15 protein-coding genes are annotated in these 16,542 nt (G+C 64.2%); 13 read left to right on the plus strand and 2 right to left on the minus strand.

Features of this window, described 5'->3' with window-relative positions:
- The first annotated feature begins 60 nt into the window (after positions 1-60).
- From CSV86_RS19930 to CSV86_RS19975, 10 genes are all read left to right on the plus strand, one after another.
- Positions 61-1,071, plus strand: coding sequence for an ornithine carbamoyltransferase (locus CSV86_RS19930; RefSeq protein WP_009398277.1), 1,011 nt, complete (start codon positions 61-63; stop codon positions 1,069-1,071).
- 176 nt (positions 1,072-1,247) lie between these two features.
- Positions 1,248-2,177, plus strand: a complete 930-nt coding sequence (gene arcC / locus CSV86_RS19935; RefSeq protein WP_009398276.1) for a carbamate kinase — start codon at positions 1,248-1,250, stop codon at positions 2,175-2,177.
- Between the two features lie 57 nt (positions 2,178-2,234).
- Positions 2,235-2,597 carry a DUF5064 family protein gene (locus CSV86_RS19940; protein ID WP_009398274.1) on the plus strand — a complete coding sequence of 121 codons (363 nt, stop codon included), beginning with the start codon at positions 2,235-2,237 and terminating at the stop codon, positions 2,595-2,597.
- Between the two features lie 95 nt (positions 2,598-2,692).
- Positions 2,693-4,201 carry a transcriptional regulator GcsR gene (gene gcsR, locus CSV86_RS19945; protein ID WP_009398273.1) on the plus strand — a complete coding sequence of 503 codons (1,509 nt, stop codon included), beginning with the start codon at positions 2,693-2,695 and terminating at the stop codon, positions 4,199-4,201.
- Positions 4,202-4,489: 288 nt separating this feature from the next.
- On the plus strand, positions 4,490-4,873 hold the full coding sequence (gcvH, locus tag CSV86_RS19950; protein WP_009398272.1) for a glycine cleavage system protein GcvH: 384 nt from the start codon (positions 4,490-4,492) through the stop codon (positions 4,871-4,873).
- Between the two features lie 10 nt (positions 4,874-4,883).
- Positions 4,884-7,739, plus strand: a complete 2,856-nt coding sequence (gcvP, locus tag CSV86_RS19955; RefSeq protein WP_009398271.1) for an aminomethyl-transferring glycine dehydrogenase — start codon at positions 4,884-4,886, stop codon at positions 7,737-7,739.
- 107 nt (positions 7,740-7,846) lie between these two features.
- A complete protein-coding gene (locus tag CSV86_RS19960; RefSeq protein ID WP_009398270.1) occupies positions 7,847-9,223 on the plus strand; it encodes an L-serine ammonia-lyase in 1,377 nt (458 codons plus the stop codon).
- 27 nt (positions 9,224-9,250) lie between these two features.
- On the plus strand, positions 9,251-10,375 hold the full coding sequence (gcvT, locus tag CSV86_RS19965; RefSeq protein WP_009398269.1) for a glycine cleavage system aminomethyltransferase GcvT: 1,125 nt from the start codon (positions 9,251-9,253) through the stop codon (positions 10,373-10,375).
- A gap of 357 nt (positions 10,376-10,732) precedes the next feature.
- Positions 10,733-10,945: a cold-shock protein gene (locus tag CSV86_RS19970; RefSeq protein WP_009398268.1), complete on the plus strand. Its 213-nt coding sequence runs from the start codon at positions 10,733-10,735 to the stop codon at positions 10,943-10,945.
- A 96-nt stretch (positions 10,946-11,041) separates the two neighbouring features.
- A complete protein-coding gene (locus tag CSV86_RS19975; protein ID WP_009398266.1) occupies positions 11,042-11,530 on the plus strand; it encodes an RDD family protein in 489 nt (162 codons plus the stop codon).
- A gap of 164 nt (positions 11,531-11,694) precedes the next feature.
- Here the strand turns inward: CSV86_RS19975 and lptG are convergent, their stop codons facing one another.
- Together lptG and lptF are read right to left on the minus strand one after the other, a co-directional pair.
- The gene (gene lptG / locus CSV86_RS19980) at positions 11,695-12,756 is read right to left on the minus strand and encodes an LPS export ABC transporter permease LptG (protein WP_009398265.1); all 1,062 of its coding nucleotides are present in this window, start codon (positions 12,754-12,756) and stop codon (positions 11,695-11,697) included.
- Positions 12,743-13,864 carry an LPS export ABC transporter permease LptF gene (gene lptF / locus CSV86_RS19985; RefSeq protein ID WP_009398264.1) on the minus strand — a complete coding sequence of 374 codons (1,122 nt, stop codon included), beginning with the start codon at positions 13,862-13,864 and terminating at the stop codon, positions 12,743-12,745. Before lptF ends, lptG begins: the two co-directional genes overlap by 14 nt.
- A gap of 298 nt (positions 13,865-14,162) precedes the next feature.
- Between lptF and CSV86_RS19990 the strand changes: the two genes are divergently transcribed.
- From CSV86_RS19990 to CSV86_RS20000, 3 genes are read left to right on the plus strand one after another with little or no spacing between them, the layout of a single operon-like run.
- The gene (locus CSV86_RS19990; protein ID WP_009398263.1) at positions 14,163-15,656 is read left to right on the plus strand and encodes a leucyl aminopeptidase; all 1,494 of its coding nucleotides are present in this window, start codon (positions 14,163-14,165) and stop codon (positions 15,654-15,656) included.
- A gap of 42 nt (positions 15,657-15,698) precedes the next feature.
- Positions 15,699-16,127: a DNA polymerase III subunit chi gene (locus CSV86_RS19995; protein ID WP_009398262.1), complete on the plus strand. Its 429-nt coding sequence runs from the start codon at positions 15,699-15,701 to the stop codon at positions 16,125-16,127.
- 5 nt (positions 16,128-16,132) lie between these two features.
- Positions 16,133-16,498, plus strand: coding sequence for a hypothetical protein (locus CSV86_RS20000; protein ID WP_009398261.1), 366 nt, complete (start codon positions 16,133-16,135; stop codon positions 16,496-16,498).
- Positions 16,499-16,542 lie beyond the last annotated feature (44 nt).

Consider the following 16,542-nt stretch of genomic DNA (forward strand, 5'->3'; position numbering starts at 1 on the left):
CTACCCGGCCGCGCCCACCCGGCGAGGCCGGGCAGATCACCGAATCCAAGGAGTCCCGAAATGGCGTTCAACATTCATAACCGCAACCTGCTCAGCCTCGAACATCACACCGAGCGCGAGCTGCGCTACCTGCTCGACCTGTCCCGCGACCTCAAGCGCGCCAAGTACACCGGCACCGAGCAGCAGCACCTCAAGGGCAACAACATCGCCCTGATCTTCGAAAAGACCTCGACCCGCACCCGCTGCGCCTTCGAGGTGGCGGCCTACGACCAGGGCGCCAACGTCACCTACATCGACCCGAACTCCTCGCAGATCGGCCACAAGGAGAGCATGAAGGACACCGCCCGGGTGCTCGGGCGCATGTACGACGCCATCGAGTACCGCGGCTTCAAGCAGGAAGTGGTGGAAGAACTGGCGAAGTTCGCCGGGGTGCCGGTGTTCAACGGCCTGACCGACGAATACCACCCGACCCAGATGATCGCCGACGTGCTGACCATGCGCGAGCACGCCGACAAGCCGCTGCACGAGATCAGCTACGCCTACCTGGGCGATGCGCGCAACAACATGGGCAACTCGCTGCTGCTGATCGGCGCCAAGCTCGGCATGGATGTGCGCATCGCCGCACCGAAGGCCCTGTGGCCGCATGACGACCTGGTTGCGCGCTGCAAGAAATACGCGGAAGACAGCGGTGCGCGCATCACCCTTACCGAGGATCCGAAGGCTGCGGTCAAGGGCGTGGACTTCGTCCACACCGACGTCTGGGTGTCCATGGGCGAGCCGGTGGAAGCCTGGGGCGAACGTATCCAGCAACTGCTGCCCTACCAGGTCAACGCCGAGCTGCTGAAGGCTACCGGCAACCCGCGCACCAAGTTCATGCACTGCCTGCCGGCGTTCCACAACTCGGAAACCAAGGTCGGCAAGCAGATCGCCGAACAGTATCCGCACCTGGCCAATGGCATCGAGGTCACCGACGACGTCTTTGAATCGCCCGCGTGCATCGCCTTCGAGCAAGCGGAAAACCGCATGCACACGATCAAGGCGATCCTGGTTTCGACCTTGGCTGATCTGTAACCCAATCGCTGGCAAGCCAGCTCCCACAGGTCCGGTGTACGCCGTAACTGAGTAGGCAATCCTCCAGCCTGATGCTGTAAGCCAGCTCCCACAGGTCCAGTTTACGCCGTCCCCTGTGGGAGCTGGCTTGCCAGCGATGGCGGCCTCCCGTTAAACGAGATTCAAAGGACATTCCCATGCGTATCGTTGTTGCACTAGGCGGTAACGCGCTGCTGCGCCGTGGCGAGCCCATGACCGCCGACAATCAGCGCGCCAATATCCGTATCGCTACCGAACAGATCGCCAAGATCCACCCCGGCAACCAACTGGTCATCGCCCACGGCAACGGCCCGCAGGTCGGGCTGCTGTCGCTGCAGGCGGCGGCCTACACCTCGGTCACCCCTTACCCGTTGGACGTTCTCGGCGCCGAGACCGAAGGCATGATCGGCTACATGATCGAACAGGAACTGGGCAACCTGCTGGACTTCGAGGTGCCCTTCGCCACCCTGCTCACCCAGGTCGAAGTCGACGCCAACGACCCGGCCTTCCAGAATCCGACCAAGCCCATCGGCCCGGTCTACTCCAAGGAAGAAGCCGAGCGCCTGGCCAAGGAAAAGGGCTGGGCCATTGCCGCCGACGGCGACAAGTTCCGCCGTGTGGTCGCCAGCCCGAAACCCAAGCGCATCTTCGAGATCCGCCCGATCAAATGGCTGCTGGAAAAGAGCAGTATCGTGATCTGTGCCGGTGGTGGCGGCATTCCCACCATGTATGGTGCCGACGGCAAGCTGCAGGGCATCGAAGCGGTGATCGACAAGGACCTGTGCTCGGCGCTGCTGGCCGAACAGCTGGAAGCCGACCTGCTGGTGATCGCCACCGACGTCAACGCGGCCTATGTCGACTTCAACAAGCCGACCCAGAAGGCCATCGCCCAGGCTCACCCGGACGAACTGGAACGCCTCGGCTTTGCCGCCGGGTCCATGGGGCCGAAGGTCCAGGCAGCTTGCGATTTCGCCCGTCACACAGGCAAAGTCGCGGTGATCGGCTCGCTCAGTGATATCGAGGATATCGTCAAGGGCACCGCCGGCACCCGGGTCAGTACCGCCTCCCCAGGCCTCAGCTATCGTTGAAACGCCAGGGCGGGCCTGCTGGCGGGCCCGCCTGTTTCAACCGTACAAGGAGCCCCAATGGCACAGTTCACCCCAGGCCATCTGCATATCGAGCGCCATGCGCTGAACAAGGACGACCACAGCTACAACTTCTGCGTCGATTACGAAACCGTCCAGGACCCCACGGCAGGCAAGGGCATCCAGTTCCGCCTGCACGGGACCATCCAGGACAAGCCCGCCGACGAGACGTTCTTCCTCGGCAAGAGCGACTGGTACAACTTCGCCGCCGTCATCGATGACATCGCCCGCAAGCACGACATGCCGATCAAGGGCATCGTCACCTCGGCGCACAACACCCTCTACGACAGGATGTTCGAAGATATCCGCGACAAGCTGGAGGTGAAATCGGGCGACCCGATCAAGCCCGAGCGTTTCGAGTAACCGGCACAGCCTTCACCGCTGGCAAGCCAATCGACCACCGAGCAGCCGCAAGGCATACTTGCACGCTTCGCCAGCCGTGAACCCATCGCCCACCAATGCGCATCCATGTCAGCTTCATCGACCGCGTCGGCATCACCCAGGAAGTGCTCGCCCTGCTGGGCGCGCGCAACCTCAACCTGGATGCGGTGGAGATGGTGCCGCCGAACGTCTATATCGACGCGCCCACGCTCAATCCCTTCGTCCTCGAAGAACTGCACGACGCCCTGCTCAACGTGCGCGGGGTACAGTCGGTACGGGTGGTGGATATCCTTCCCGGCCAGCGCCGCCATCTGCAACTCGATGCCCTGCTGGCAGCCATGAGCGACCCGGTGCTGGCCCTGGACAGCGCCGGCAACGTGCTGCTGGCCAACCCGGCGCTGGTCGCACTGTGCGGGCAGGAGCCGGCGGGACACAGCATCGCCGAGCTGTTCGATGCGCCGGAGCTGCTCGCCACCCTGATCGACCAGGGCTTCCACCTGCCGATGCGCGAAGTGGTGCTCAACGGCCAGACGCTGCTGCTGGACGCCACGCCGATCACCGACGCCGGTGCGCTGGTCACCCTGTACCCGCCGAATCGCATCGGCGAACGCCTGTCGGCCTTGCATCACGACCACGCCGAGGGCTTCGACGCCTTGCTTGGCGAATCCCCGGCGATCCGTACCCTGAAAAGCCGCGCCCTGCGCGTGGCGGCCCTCGATGCGCCGTTGCTGATCCACGGCGAGACCGGTACCGGCAAGGAACTGGTGGCACGCGCCTGCCATGCCATCAGCAGCCGCCATGCCGCGCCGTTCCTCGCCCTCAACTGCGCGGCACTGCCGGAGAACCTGGCCGAAAGCGAGCTGTTCGGCTACGCCCCCGGCGCCTTCACCGGCGCGCAGCGCGGTGGCAAGCCGGGGCTGATGGAACTGGCCAACCAGGGCACGGTGTTTCTCGACGAAATCGGCGAGATGTCGCCCTACCTGCAGGCCAAGCTGCTGCGCTTCCTCAATGACGGCAGCTTCCGTCGGGTCGGCGGCGATCGCGAGGTCAAGGTCAATGTGCGGATCCTCAGCGCCACCCACCGCGACCTGGAAAAGATGGTCGCCGAAGGCAGCTTCCGCGAAGACCTGTTCTACCGCCTCAACGTCCTCAACCTCGAGGTGCCGCCGCTGCGTGATCGCGGCCAGGACATCCTGCTGCTGGCCCGCTACTTCATGCAGCAGGCCTGTACCCAGATCCAGCGCCCGCTTTGCCGCCTGGCCCCGGACACCTTCCCTGCGCTGCTCGGCAACCGCTGGCCGGGCAACGTGCGGCAACTGCAGAACGTGATCTTCCGCGCCGCCGCCATCAGCGAAAGCAGCCTGGTGGACATCGGCGACCTGGACATCGCCGGCACCTCGGTAGCCCGCGAGCAGGACGGCGAAATCACCAGCCTGGAGCAGGCCGTCGAGAACTTCGAGAAGAACCTGCTGGAAAAGCTCTACGCCGACTATCCCTCGACCCGCCAGTTGGCGAGTCGCTTGCAGACCTCTCACACGGCGATTGCCCACCGGCTGCGCAAGTACGGAATCCCAACCAAACAATGACCATTCGTAGCGAAATCAATACACCGTAATGATTTCGATACGATCTGTTGTAATGCCTAGCCGGCAAGGCCTTGATACTTCTCGGCATTAATCCCTTCCTTCTGCCGTATCGATTTCATTCCGCTCATTCTGTAATTCGGTCAGGAAAATTCGGGAAAACCCTTTGTTCACGGGCTTTTGGCGAACATGGCCGCGAACTTGCTATGGATATTCCAGACCCCGCCCGCCGCGCCTTTTCCGCGGGCCACCACCGCATCCGGCCGCACCGACGGCCTTCGAGGAGTTTCCATGAGCGAGTTGCGTTTTACTGAAGATCACGAGTGGCTGCGTGCCGAAGCCGACGGCAGCGTGACCGTGGGCATCACCGCCTTTGCCCAGAACGCCCTGGGCGACGTGGTCTATGTGCAACTGCCGGAACTGCAGCAATACGCCAAGGGCGCCGAAGCCTCCACCGTGGAATCGGTGAAAGCCGCCAGCGGCGTGTACATGCCGCTGGACGGCGAAGTGGTCGAGGTCAATGGGCAACTGGAAGACAGCCCGGAGCTGGTCAACGAAGACCCGCTGGGCGACGGCTGGTTCTTCCGCTTTATCCCGGCAGACGCCGGCGCCGTCGCGCAACTGCTCGACCAGGACGCCTACGACCGCCTGATCAAAGCCAACGCCGACGCCTGAGGAACCCGTCATGACCATCAATCTCGGCACCGCCAACGAATTCCTCGCCCGCCATATCGGCCCGCGCCAGGCCGATGAGCAGGCCATGCTCGCTACCCTCGGCTTCGACTCGCTGGAAGCCATGAGCGCCGCGGTCATCCCCGACAGCATCAAGGGCACCAGCGTGCTGGAGATGGGCGAAGGCCAAAGCGAAGCCGACGCCCTCGCCGCCCTGAAAGCCATCGCCGGCAAGAACCAATTGGTCAAGAGCGTGATCGGCCAGGGCTATTACAACTGCCATACACCGGCGCCGATCCTGCGCAACCTTCTGGAAAATCCGGCCTGGTACACCGCCTACACCCCGTACCAGCCGGAGATTTCACAGGGCCGCCTGGAAGCCCTGCTGAACTTCCAGACCCTGATCAGCGACCTCACCGGCCTGCCGATCGCCAACGCCTCGCTGCTCGACGAAGCCACCGCCGTCGCCGAAGCCATGACCTTCTGCAAGCGCCTGAGCAAGAACAAGGGCAGCCACGCCTTCTTCGCCTCGGTGCATTGCCACCCGCAGACCCTCGACGTGCTGCGTACCCGTGCTGAGCCGCTGGGCATCGAAGTGGTAGTCGGCGACGAGCGCGAACTGAGCGACGTCAGCCGCTTCTTCGGCGCCGTACTGCAATACCCGGCGAGCAACGGTGACGTCTTCGACTACCGCGAGCTGGTCGAGCGCTTCCACGCCGCCAACGCCCTGGTCGCGGTCGCCGCCGACCTGCTGGCCCTGACCCTGCTGACCCCGCCGGGCGAGTTCGGCGCCGACGTGGCCATCGGCAGCGCCCAGCGCTTCGGTGTACCGCTGGGCTTCGGCGGCCCTCACGCCGCCTACTTCTCCACCCGCGACGCGTTCAAGCGCGACATGCCGGGTCGCCTGGTCGGCGTGTCCATCGACCGCTTCGGCAAGACCGCACTGCGCCTGGCCATGCAGACCCGCGAGCAGCACATCCGCCGCGAGAAGGCCACCAGCAACATCTGCACCGCCCAGGTGCTGCTGGCCAACATCGCCAGCATGTACGCCGTCTACCACGGCCCGCAGGGCCTGAAGCAGATTGCCGCACGCACCCACCAATTGACCGCGATCCTCGCTGCCGGCCTCAACGGCCTGGGCGTGACCGTCGAAACCAGCGCCTTCTTCGACACCCTGACCCTGGCTACCGGTGCCGCTACCGCCGAACTGCACGCACAAGCCCGCGCTGCCGGCTTCAACCTGCGCCAGATCGATGGCGAACGCGTGGGTGTGTCCCTCGACGAAACCAGCACCCAGGCCGATGTCGAAGCCCTGTGGGCGCTGTTCGCCCAAGGCAAGGCCGCCCCGGACTTCGCCACCCTGGCCGCCGGCACCGCCGGGCAATTGCCGCAGGCCCTGCTGCGCCAATCGGCGATCCTCGAGCATCCGGTGTTCAACCGCTACCACAGCGAAACCGAGCTGATGCGCTACCTGCGCCGCCTGGCCGACAAGGACCTGGCGCTGGACCGCACCATGATTCCGCTGGGCTCCTGCACCATGAAGCTCAACGCCGCCAGCGAGATGATCCCGGTGACCTGGGCCGAATTCGGCAGCCTGCATCCCTTCGCCCCTGCCGAACAAAGCCAGGGTTACCAGCAACTGACTTCCGAACTGGAAGCCATGCTCTGCGCCGCCACCGGCTACGACGCCGTGTCGCTGCAGCCGAACGCCGGCTCCCAGGGCGAATATGCCGGCCTGCTGGCGATCCGTGCCTATCACCAGAGCCGTGGCGACGACCGTCGCGACATCTGCCTGATCCCGTCCTCGGCCCACGGCACCAACCCGGCCACCGCCCATATGGCCGGCATGCGCGTGGTGGTGACCGCCTGTGACGCCCGCGGCAACGTGGATATCGACGACCTGCGGGCCAAGGCCATCGAGCACCGCGAGCACCTTGCCGCGCTGATGATCACCTACCCGTCGACCCACGGCGTGTTCGAGGAAGCCATCGGCGAGATCTGCGCGATCATCCACGACAACGGCGGCCAGGTGTACATCGACGGCGCCAACATGAACGCCATGGTCGGCCTCTGCGCACCAGGCAAGTTCGGCGGCGACGTTTCGCACCTGAACCTGCACAAGACCTTCTGCATCCCTCACGGCGGTGGCGGCCCGGGCGTTGGCCCGATCGGCGTCAAGTCGCACCTGGCGCCGTTCCTGCCGGGCCATGCGCAGATGGAAAACAAGCAGGGCGCGGTCTGCGCAGCGCCTTTCGGCAGCGCCAGTATCCTGCCGATCACCTGGATGTACATTCGCATGATGGGTGGCGCGGGCCTCAAGCGTGCCTCGCAGATGGCGATCCTCAACGCCAACTACATCGCCCGTCGCCTGGAAGAGCACTATCCTGTGCTGTACACCGGCAGCAACGGCCTGGTCGCGCATGAGTGCATCCTCGACCTGCGCCCGCTCAAGGACAGCAGCGGCATCAGCGTCGACGACGTGGCCAAGCGCCTGATCGACTTCGGCTTCCACGCCCCGACCATGTCCTTCCCGGTCGCCGGCACCCTGATGATCGAGCCGACCGAAAGCGAGTCCAAGGAAGAACTGGATCGCTTCTGCGAGGCGATGATCCGCATCCGCGAAGAAATTCGTGCGGTGGAGAACGGCAGCCTGGACAAGGACGACAACCCGCTGAAGAACGCTCCGCACACCGCGGCGGAGCTGGCGGGCGAATGGCCTCACGGTTACAGCCGCGAGCAGGCGGTGTACCCGCTGCCGTCGCTGGTGGAAGGCAAGTATTGGCCACCGGTGGGTCGGGTCGACAACGTGTTCGGTGATCGCAACCTGGTGTGCGCTTGCCCGTCGATCGAGAGCTACCAAGAGGTCTGAGTTCGCTTGAGGGCCTCATCGCTGGCAAGCCAGCTCCCACATGCGATCCCTGTGGGAGCTGGCTTGCCAGCGATAGGGCCCTTAATCACTCCCTAGAGGAACCTGCCATGTCATTAAGCGTCTTCGACCTGTTCAAGATTGGCATCGGCCCCTCCAGTTCCCATACCGTCGGCCCGATGCGCGCTGCCGCACGCTTCGCCGAAGGGCTGCGGCGTGATGGCCTGCTGGCCGCCACCCACAGCGTCAAGGTCGAGCTGTATGGTTCGCTCGGCGCCACCGGCAAGGGCCACGGCAGCGACAAGGCCGTGCTCCTCGGGCTGGAAGGCGAGCACCCCGACAGCGTCGATACCGACAGCATTCCCGCCCGCCTGCAGGCGATCCGCGACAGCGGCCGTCTCGACCTGCTCGGCGAGCACAGCATCGATTTCCAGGAAAAACAGCACCTGGCGATGATCCGCAAGCCGCTGGACTACCATCCCAACGGCATGATCTTCCGTGCCTTCGACAGCGCCGGCCTGCAGATTCGCAGCCGCGAGTACTACTCGGTGGGCGGTGGTTTCGTGGTCGACGAGGATGCCGCCGGAGCCAACCGCATCGTCGAGGACAAGACCCCGCTGCCTTACCCGTTCAAGACCGCCAAGGAACTGCTGGCCCATTGCACCGCGCAGCACCTGTCGATCAGCCAGGTGATGCTCGCCAACGAAGCCGCCTGGCGCCCGGAAAGCGAAACCCGCGCCGGTCTGCTGAAGATCTGGCAGGTGATGCAGGATTGCGTCAGTGCCGGCTGCCGCAACGAAGGCATCTTGCCCGGCGGCCTGAAAGTTCGCCGCCGTGCCGCGGCGCTGTACCGCCAGCTCTGCGCCAGCCCGGAAGCCAGCCTGCGCGATGCCCTGTCGGTGCTCGACTGGGTCAACCTGTACGCCCTGGCGGTGAACGAGGAAAACGCCTTCGGCGGACGGGTGGTCACCGCCCCGACCAATGGCGCCGCCGGGATCGTTCCGGCGGTCCTGCATTACTACATGCGCTTTATTCCCGGCGCCAACGAAGACGGCGTTGTGCGCTTCCTGCTCACCGCCGCCGCCATCGGCATCCTCTATAAGGAGAACGCTTCGATCTCCGGTGCCGAAGTCGGCTGCCAGGGCGAAGTCGGCGTGGCCTGTTCGATGGCCGCAGGTGCCTTGTGCGAGGTCATGGGCGGCAGCGTGCAGCAGGTGGAGAACGCTGCGGAAATCGGCATGGAACACAACCTGGGCCTGACCTGCGACCCCATCGGCGGCCTGGTCCAGGTGCCCTGCATCGAGCGCAATGCCATGGGCTCGGTGAAGGCCATCAATGCGGTGCGCATGGCCTTGCGCGGCGACGGGCAGCATTTCGTCTCCCTCGACAAGGTCATCCGCACCATGCGCCAGACCGGCGCGGATATGAAAAGCAAATACAAGGAGACCGCCCGCGGCGGTCTGGCCGTCAACATCATCGAATGCTGACATCCCTTTGCAACCCAGGAGTTCTAAATGTCCACCGAACCACTGCTGAAAACCCCGCTGCATGCCCTGCACCTGGAACTGGGCGCGCGCATGGTGCCGTTCGCCGGCTACGACATGCCGGTGCAGTACCCGCTGGGGGTGATGAAGGAACACCTGCACACCCGCGAGCAGGCCGGCCTGTTCGATGTTTCGCACATGGGCCAGATCCGCCTGCGTGGCGCCAATGCGGCCAAGGCACTGGAAAGCCTGGTGCCAGTGGACATTATCGACCTGCCCGTAGGCATGCAGCGCTACGCCATGTTCACCAACCAGCAGGGTGGCATCCTCGACGACCTGATGGTTGCCAACCTCGGTGATGGCGAGCTGTTCCTGGTGGTCAACGCCGCCTGCAAGGACCAGGACCTGGCCCATCTGCGCCAGCACATCGGCGACCAGTGCGAGATCGAGCCGCTGTTCGAGGAACGCGCCCTTCTCGCCCTGCAAGGCCCGGCGGCGGTCAAGGTGCTGGAGCGCCTGGCGCCGCAGGTGGCGAAGATGACCTTCATGCAGTTCGCACCGGTGCAACTGCTGGGCGAGGACTGCTACGTCAGTCGCTCGGGCTACACCGGTGAGGATGGTTACGAAATTTCCGTCCCGGCAGACCAGGCCGAGACGCTGGCCCGCCGCCTGCTGGACGAACCGGAAGTCGCCGCCATCGGCCTCGGTGCCCGCGACTCCCTGCGCCTGGAGGCCGGCCTGTGCCTGTATGGCCATGACATGAACAGCACGACCACCCCGGTCGAGGCCAGCCTGCTCTGGGCCGTTTCCAAAGCCCGTCGCGCCGACGGTACAAGGGCCGGCGGCTTCCCGGGAGCGGCGCGGGTCTTCGCCCAGGAGCAGGAAGGCGTGGCACGCAAGCGTGTCGGCCTGCTGCCACAGGAGCGCACGCCGGTGCGCGAAGGTGCCGAGATCGTCGACGAAGCGGGCGAAGTGATCGGCCAGGTGTGCAGCGGCGGCTTCGGCCCGACCCTGGGCGCACCGGTCGCGATGGGCTATCTGGACAGCGCCCGCTCGGCCCTGGACAGCCAGGTCTGGGCCATCGTGCGCGGCAAGCGGGTGCCGATGAAAGTGAGCAGGATGCCGTTCGTGGCACAGCGTTATTACCGAGGCTGAGCCCAGGACAAAAAGTGTCATGGTGCGTTCGTATTATTCGATTTCGAACGCACCGGCAAACTTTCGAACATGAGCCTCGGCAAGGCCCTGAAAGAGTGCATAAAAAGCCGTCGCCAAGCGTTTAAAAAAGCCTTGAACCGCGACTCTCCAGGGCTTGTTTTTCCCGGGGAAGTTAGCGTAGAGTCGGTGCACTGTGTTTGCGTGGGTCGCTCGGTTAGTGACCTGGAACAGTAGGCTGAGATTCGCTACAAACCGTTCGACGTCTCTTACTTTCCTGCAACCCAGCCCAGTGTTCTTTCATTGCAAATCGATGAAGGAAACTGTAATCACAATTCAAAGTTTCAAAGGGAATAAGACATGGCTGAACGTCAGAGCGGTACCGTCAAGTGGTTTAACGACGAGAAGGGTTTCGGTTTCATCACTCCTGAGAGCGGTCCGGATCTGTTCGTACACTTCCGCGCCATTCAGGGCAGCGGCTTCAAGAGCCTGAAAGAAGGCCAGAAAGTGACCTTCGTCGCTGTGCAAGGCCAGAAAGGCATGCAGGCTGACGAAGTGATCGCTGAAAACTGAGTTTTCGCACGCCCCGAAAGCCCCTGTCTTCGACAGGGGCTTTTTTTTGCGCGCAATTCCGTAGAATGCAGGCTTTTGCGCCAGGAGCCTCATTGCATGTCCAAACCCTTGCTCCAGCCGCAGGGCGATTTTCCGGCTGCCGGACTTGGCCGTCGTTTCGCGGCGATGTTCTACGACTTCCTGCTCTGCACTGCCTTGCTGATGGTGACCACGCTGGTCTACAAGATGATCCAGATGTCGATCATCGGCGAAACGCGCATGCGCGCCATGACCGAAGCCGGCGCCCTGGATGGCGATCCCCTGCTGTCCACGGTGTTGCTGTTCGTCCTGTTCGGCTTCTTCGCCAAGTTCTGGACCCATGGCGGCCAGACCCTCGGCATGCAGGTATGGGGTGTGCGCGTACAGAACGCCGACGGCAGCGCCATCAGCCTGTGGCAGGCACTGCTGCGCTTCATCGTGTCGATCGCTTCCTGGCTATGCGTTGGCCTGGGTTTCTTCTGGGCGCTGTTCGACAAGCAGAAACGTAGCTGGCATGACATCTACTCGGAAACGCAGTTGGTGCGGGTTCCCAAGCGCAAGAAATGATGTTGTTCTCACTGGCCTCATCGCTGGCGAGCCAGCTCCCACAGGTCCGGCGGTGCACACGATCACTGTGGGAGCTGGCTTGCCAGCGATGAGGCCAGCACAGACAACAGAAATGAAAAAGCCGACCTCAATCGGTCGGCTTTTTCACATCTACAGGAAGCGGATCAACCCGCCCTACGCAACAACCACACCCCCGCCAGCGCGCAGATCACCGCCGGCAGCAGCACCGCCAACAACGGCGGGAAACCGAACACCTGGCTGGACGGCCCGAGCAGGTCCTGGGCGATGCGGAACACGAAGCCCACCAGCACACCGGTGAACACGCGCTGGCCAAGGGTCACCGAACGCAACGGGCCGAAGATGAAGGAGATCGCCATCAGCACCAGCGCGGCGGTTACCAGCGGTTGCAGGACCTTGGTCCAGAACGCCAGCCAGTAGCGGTCGTTGTTCAGGCCCTGGTCGGACAGGTAGTGGATGTAATCCCACAAGCCGGTGATCGACAGCGACTCCGGGGCCATCACCACGGTATTCAGCAGTTGCGGGGTCAAGGCCACGTCCCAGCGCTCTTCCGGGGCTTTCACGATTTCGGTGTGATCACCGCGGAACAGGGTGGTGGTGACATCGGTGAGCAGCCAGTGGTCCTGCTGGTACTGGGCACGCCGGGCAAAGCTCGACGACTGCATGTGCCGCTCGGTATCGAAGCGATAGCGGGTCACACCGAGCATCAGGCCGTTGGGCTGCACCGTGTTGATATGCACGAACTCCTCGCCCTGGCGGTGCCACAGGCCACGCTTGGAGGTTTGCGCCTCGCCGCCACCCTGGGCCAGGGAACGGTCGGCCTGGGCCTTGTTCTCGGTGACCGGAGCGACGTACTCGCCGATCAGGACACCGGCCAGCATCAAGACCAGCATCGGCTTCATCACCGCCCAGACGATGCGACCGACGGACACACCGGCAGCACGCATGACAGTCAGCTCGCTGTTGCTGGCCAGGCTGCCGAGGCCGATCAGGCACCCGATCAGACCGGCCATCGGCAGCATGTCGTAGAGACGCCGCGGCGCGGTCAGCAGGACGAACTGGCCCGCGTTCCAGAGGGTATAGGTGTCGCTGATATCGCCCATCTCGTCGATGAAGGCGAACAGCGAGGCGAGGGCCAGGATGATCCCGAGCACGGCGAGAATCGCCAGGAACACGCTGCTGCCGATGTAGCCGTCAAGCTTGCGCATGAGGCACCTCCGCAGCACGGGCACGCATCTTCAGGCGCAGCGGCTCCCAGTACATCAGGCCGAGACCGATCAGCAGGAACAGCAGGTGCACCGGCCACAGGCCCACGGAAAGCGGGATCTTGCCCTTCTCCAGGGCGCCGCGGGCGGCAATCAGGACGGTCAGGTAGGCCATATACAGGAGAATCGCCGGCAGCAGCTTGAGGAAACGGCCCTGACGCGGATTGACCCGCGACAGCGGCACCGCCATAAGGGTCACGATGAACACCAGCAGGGGCAGCGACAGGCGCCACTCCAGCTCTGCGCGCTCGCGCGGGGCATCGCTCTTGAACAGTTCGGAGGTGGGGATCGCCTCGCGTTCGGTGATGTCCTGGCTGACTTCCGGCTTGGGCAGCAGTACGCCATAGGTGTCGTACTTGATCGCCCGGTAGTCGGCCTGGCCCGGATTGCCGTCGTAGCGATAGCCGTTTTCCAGGATCAGGTAACGATTGCCGTCGGCCTGGACTTCCTGGCGCCCTTTCTCGGCGACCAGCACGCTGATGCCGCGGTCCTTGCTTTTGTCGCTGGAGAAACGCTTCTCGGAAATGAACACGCCGGCCAAGTTGGCGCGGTCGTCCGAGAGTTGTTCGGTGTAGGTCACCCGGGTGCCATCACGCAAGGTCTGGAAACGGCCCGGCACCAGGGTGTCGAACTCGGTCAGGGCATCCTGCTGGTTGATGATCTGCGCAACGCGCGCGACGCCCTGCGGCGCCAGGCTCAGGCTCAGCCAGGCGACGAGCAGCGCCACCAGCGCGGCCGGTGCCAGGGTCATGCACAGCAGGCGTTGCTGGCTCATGCCGGTGGCCGAAAGCACGGTCATTTCGCTTTCCAGATACAGGCGCCCGTAGGCCAGCAGGATGCCGAGGAACAGGCCCAGCGGCAGGATCAACTGCAGGAAGCCCGGCAGGCGATAGCCCATGATGAGGAACAGCACGCCCGGATCGAGCATGCCCTGTGCGGCCTGGGCCAGGTACTTGATGAAGCGCCCGCTCATGATGATGACCAGCAGCACGGCGCTGACGGCACTCAAGGTCACCAGGACCTCGCGGGACAGATAACGGAAGACGATCAAACCAGCCACTCCTGGGTTGTCAGGCTCGGACAGCCAAACAAGGAAAACGTTGCAACCAACAAGATAGTTGCCGGTGCGTCAATGCACCCGGACTTCGAAGTGGGCGCATTATCCTGTGATTGCCCCTGCCTGTCACTTCGCTCCGTGCAATGCTTGAAAACGGGGTTGTCATCGGCGCCGCACCGGGCTCAAACTGGCGGCTTTGCGTCTGGCCCCTCACGCTGGCCAGGTCACTTCGAGCGCTCGCTGTGGTTTGTACGACAGGCAGCGCGCTGACAGTTCATTCGGGGACCCTGACATGGAATTGGTTGTAAAAAGTGTAGCCGCAGCATCCTTGAAAACCGCCACCCTGGTCCTGCCCGTCGGCGAAGGCCGCAAATTGGGCGCCAGCGCCAAGGCCGTCGATGACGCCGCCAAGGGCGCCCTGAGCGCCGTGCTCAAGCGTGGCGATATCGCCGGCAAGGTCGGCCAGACCCTGCTGCTGCAAGGCATCGCCGGGCTGAAGGCCGAACGCGTGCTGCTGGTCGGCACCGGCAAGGACGAAAGCCTGGGCGACCGCAGCTGGCGCAAGATCGCCAATGCCATCCTCGGTGCCCTCAAGGGCCTGAACGGCGCCGACGCGGTACTGGCCCTGGACGACGTCGCCGTGGCCGGCCGCGATGCCCACTACGGCAAGATCCGCCTGCTGGCCGAAACCCTGCTCGACGGCGAATACGTCTTCGATCGTTTCAAAAGCCAGAAAGCCGAACCCCGCGCCCTGAAGAAAGTCACCCTGCTGGCCGACAAGGCCGGGCTGGCCGACACCGAGCGCGCAGTCAAGCACGCCGTGGCCATCACCAGCGGCATGCACTTCACCCGCGACCTCGGCAACCTGCCGCCGAACCTGTGCCACCCGACCTTCCTCGCCGAAGAAGCGAAGAACCTCGGCAAGGCGTTCAAGGGCCTCAAGGTCGAAGTCCTCGACGAGAAGAAGATCAAGGACCTCGGCATGGGCGCCTTCTACGCCGTCGGCCAGGGCAGCGACCAGCCGCCACGCCTGATCGTGATGAACTACCAAGGCGCGAAGAAGAGCGACAAGCCGTTCGTGCTGGTGGGCAAGGGCATCACCTTCGACACCGGCGGCATCAGCCTGAAGCCGGGCGCCGGGATGGACGAGATGAAATTCGACATGTGCGGTGCCGCCAGCGTCTTCGGCACCCTGCGCGCCGTGCTCGAACTGCAGTTGCCGATCAACCTGGTATGCCTGCTGGCGTGCGCCGAAAACATGCCGAGCGGCGGCGCGACCCGTCCGGGCGACATCGTCACCACCATGAGCGGGCAGACCGTGGAGATCCTCAACACCGACGCCGAAGGCCGCCTGGTGCTGTGCGACACCCTGACCTACGCCGAGCGCTTCAAGCCGCAGGCGGTGATCGACATCGCCACCCTGACCGGCGCCTGCATCGTCGCCCTCGGCAGCCATACTTCGGGCCTGATGGGCAACAGCGAGGCGCTGGTCGAACAACTGCTCGACGCCGGCAAGCGCGCCGACGACCGCGCCTGGCAATTGCCGCTGTTCGATGAATACCAGGAACAACTGGACAGCCCGTTCGCCGACATCGCCAACATCGGCGGGCCGAAGGCCGGCACCATCACCGCCGGCTGTTTCCTTTCGCGCTTCGCCAAGGCCTACGACTGGGCACACCTGGACATCGCCGGCACCGCCTGGATCAGCGGCGGCAAGGACAAGGGCGCCACTGGCCGCCCGGTTCCGCTGCTGACCCAATACCTGCTCGACCGTGCCAATGCCTGATCCGGAGGCCGGCCGTTCGCGCGACCGGCCGGCGACTGCCCGATGAGCAAAGTCGACTTCTACATCCTGCCCAGCCCCTCCCCCTCCGCGCGCCTGGACTTCGCCTGCAAGCTGTGCGAAAAGGCCTGGCGCCTGGGACATCGGGTCTATCTGCACTGCTCCGATGCGACACAGCGCGATGAACTGGATGCCCGCCTCTGGGCCTTCAAGGGCGAGGCGTTCGTGCCCCACAGCCATGCCGAAGAAGATGCGGCGGCTGCGGTGGCGCTGGGCATCGGCGAGAATGCCGGCGAACACCAGGACCTGCTGGTCAATCTCGACCTGAAGGTGCCACCGTTCGCCGGCCGCTTCGCCCGTATCGCCGAGATCGTGGTGGAGGATCCGGCGATCCGCCAGGCCACCCGAGAGAGTTTCCGCTTCTACCGTGAACAGGGCTATGCTCTGCAAGATCACCGCTTACAGCGATTCTGACGACGATGGACAAACGCCCGCCCCTGCCTCAATCCGCTCATTTGCTCGACGACCTGGAATCGATTCGCCAGCTGCTGGGCGATGAAACCCTGCAGCCGCCGCTGCTGACCGAGACCGTCGAAGAGCAGATTCCTTTGCTGCTGGAACCTGCCGAAGAACCGGACAGACCGGCGCCCGCCGCGGCCCCGGCGGAAGAAGTCGATCCGCAGACCCGCCGCCAGGACACCCTGCTGCACCTGGACGCCGAACTTCGTGCCGCCGCGCAATTGATCATGCAGGACGTGATCGACGATTTCGCCCCGCACATCGAGAACGAGATCAAGCGCCGCCTGGACGCACGCCTGGAACGCCTGCTCAACCAGTCTTCCTAAATTGCTCCAGCCTGAAGGCCTGCACAAAACCCTGTGGGAGCTGG

Origin of the sequence: Pseudomonas bharatica CSV86, from assembly GCF_000319305.2 — a bacterium.
In the GTDB taxonomy this organism is placed as follows: Bacteria; Pseudomonadota; Gammaproteobacteria; order Pseudomonadales; family Pseudomonadaceae; genus Aquipseudomonas; species Aquipseudomonas bharatica.

Excerpts from the sequence above, each read along its gene's own strand:
- CSV86_RS19930 (WP_009398277.1), top strand. The coding sequence starts at position 61 with ATGGCGTTCAACATTCATAACCGCAACCTGCTCAGCCTCGAACATCAC.
- arcC (WP_009398276.1), top strand. The coding sequence starts at position 1,248 with ATGCGTATCGTTGTTGCACTAGGCGGTAACGCGCTGCTGCGCCGTGGC.
- CSV86_RS19940 (WP_009398274.1), top strand. The coding sequence starts at position 2,235 with ATGGCACAGTTCACCCCAGGCCATCTGCATATCGAGCGCCATGCGCTG.
- gcsR (WP_009398273.1), top strand. The coding sequence starts at position 2,693 with ATGCGCATCCATGTCAGCTTCATCGACCGCGTCGGCATCACCCAGGAA.
- gcvH (WP_009398272.1), top strand. The coding sequence starts at position 4,490 with ATGAGCGAGTTGCGTTTTACTGAAGATCACGAGTGGCTGCGTGCCGAA.
- gcvP (WP_009398271.1), top strand. The coding sequence starts at position 4,884 with ATGACCATCAATCTCGGCACCGCCAACGAATTCCTCGCCCGCCATATC.
- CSV86_RS19960 (WP_009398270.1), top strand. The coding sequence starts at position 7,847 with ATGTCATTAAGCGTCTTCGACCTGTTCAAGATTGGCATCGGCCCCTCC.
- gcvT (WP_009398269.1), top strand. The coding sequence starts at position 9,251 with ATGTCCACCGAACCACTGCTGAAAACCCCGCTGCATGCCCTGCACCTG.
- CSV86_RS19970 (WP_009398268.1), top strand. The coding sequence starts at position 10,733 with ATGGCTGAACGTCAGAGCGGTACCGTCAAGTGGTTTAACGACGAGAAG.
- CSV86_RS19975 (WP_009398266.1), top strand. The coding sequence starts at position 11,042 with ATGTCCAAACCCTTGCTCCAGCCGCAGGGCGATTTTCCGGCTGCCGGA.
- lptG (WP_009398265.1), bottom strand. The coding sequence starts at position 12,756 with ATGCGCAAGCTTGACGGCTACATCGGCAGCAGCGTGTTCCTGGCGATT.
- CSV86_RS19990 (WP_009398263.1), top strand. The coding sequence starts at position 14,163 with ATGGAATTGGTTGTAAAAAGTGTAGCCGCAGCATCCTTGAAAACCGCC.
- CSV86_RS19995 (WP_009398262.1), top strand. The coding sequence starts at position 15,699 with ATGAGCAAAGTCGACTTCTACATCCTGCCCAGCCCCTCCCCCTCCGCG.
- CSV86_RS20000 (WP_009398261.1), top strand. The coding sequence starts at position 16,133 with ATGGACAAACGCCCGCCCCTGCCTCAATCCGCTCATTTGCTCGACGAC.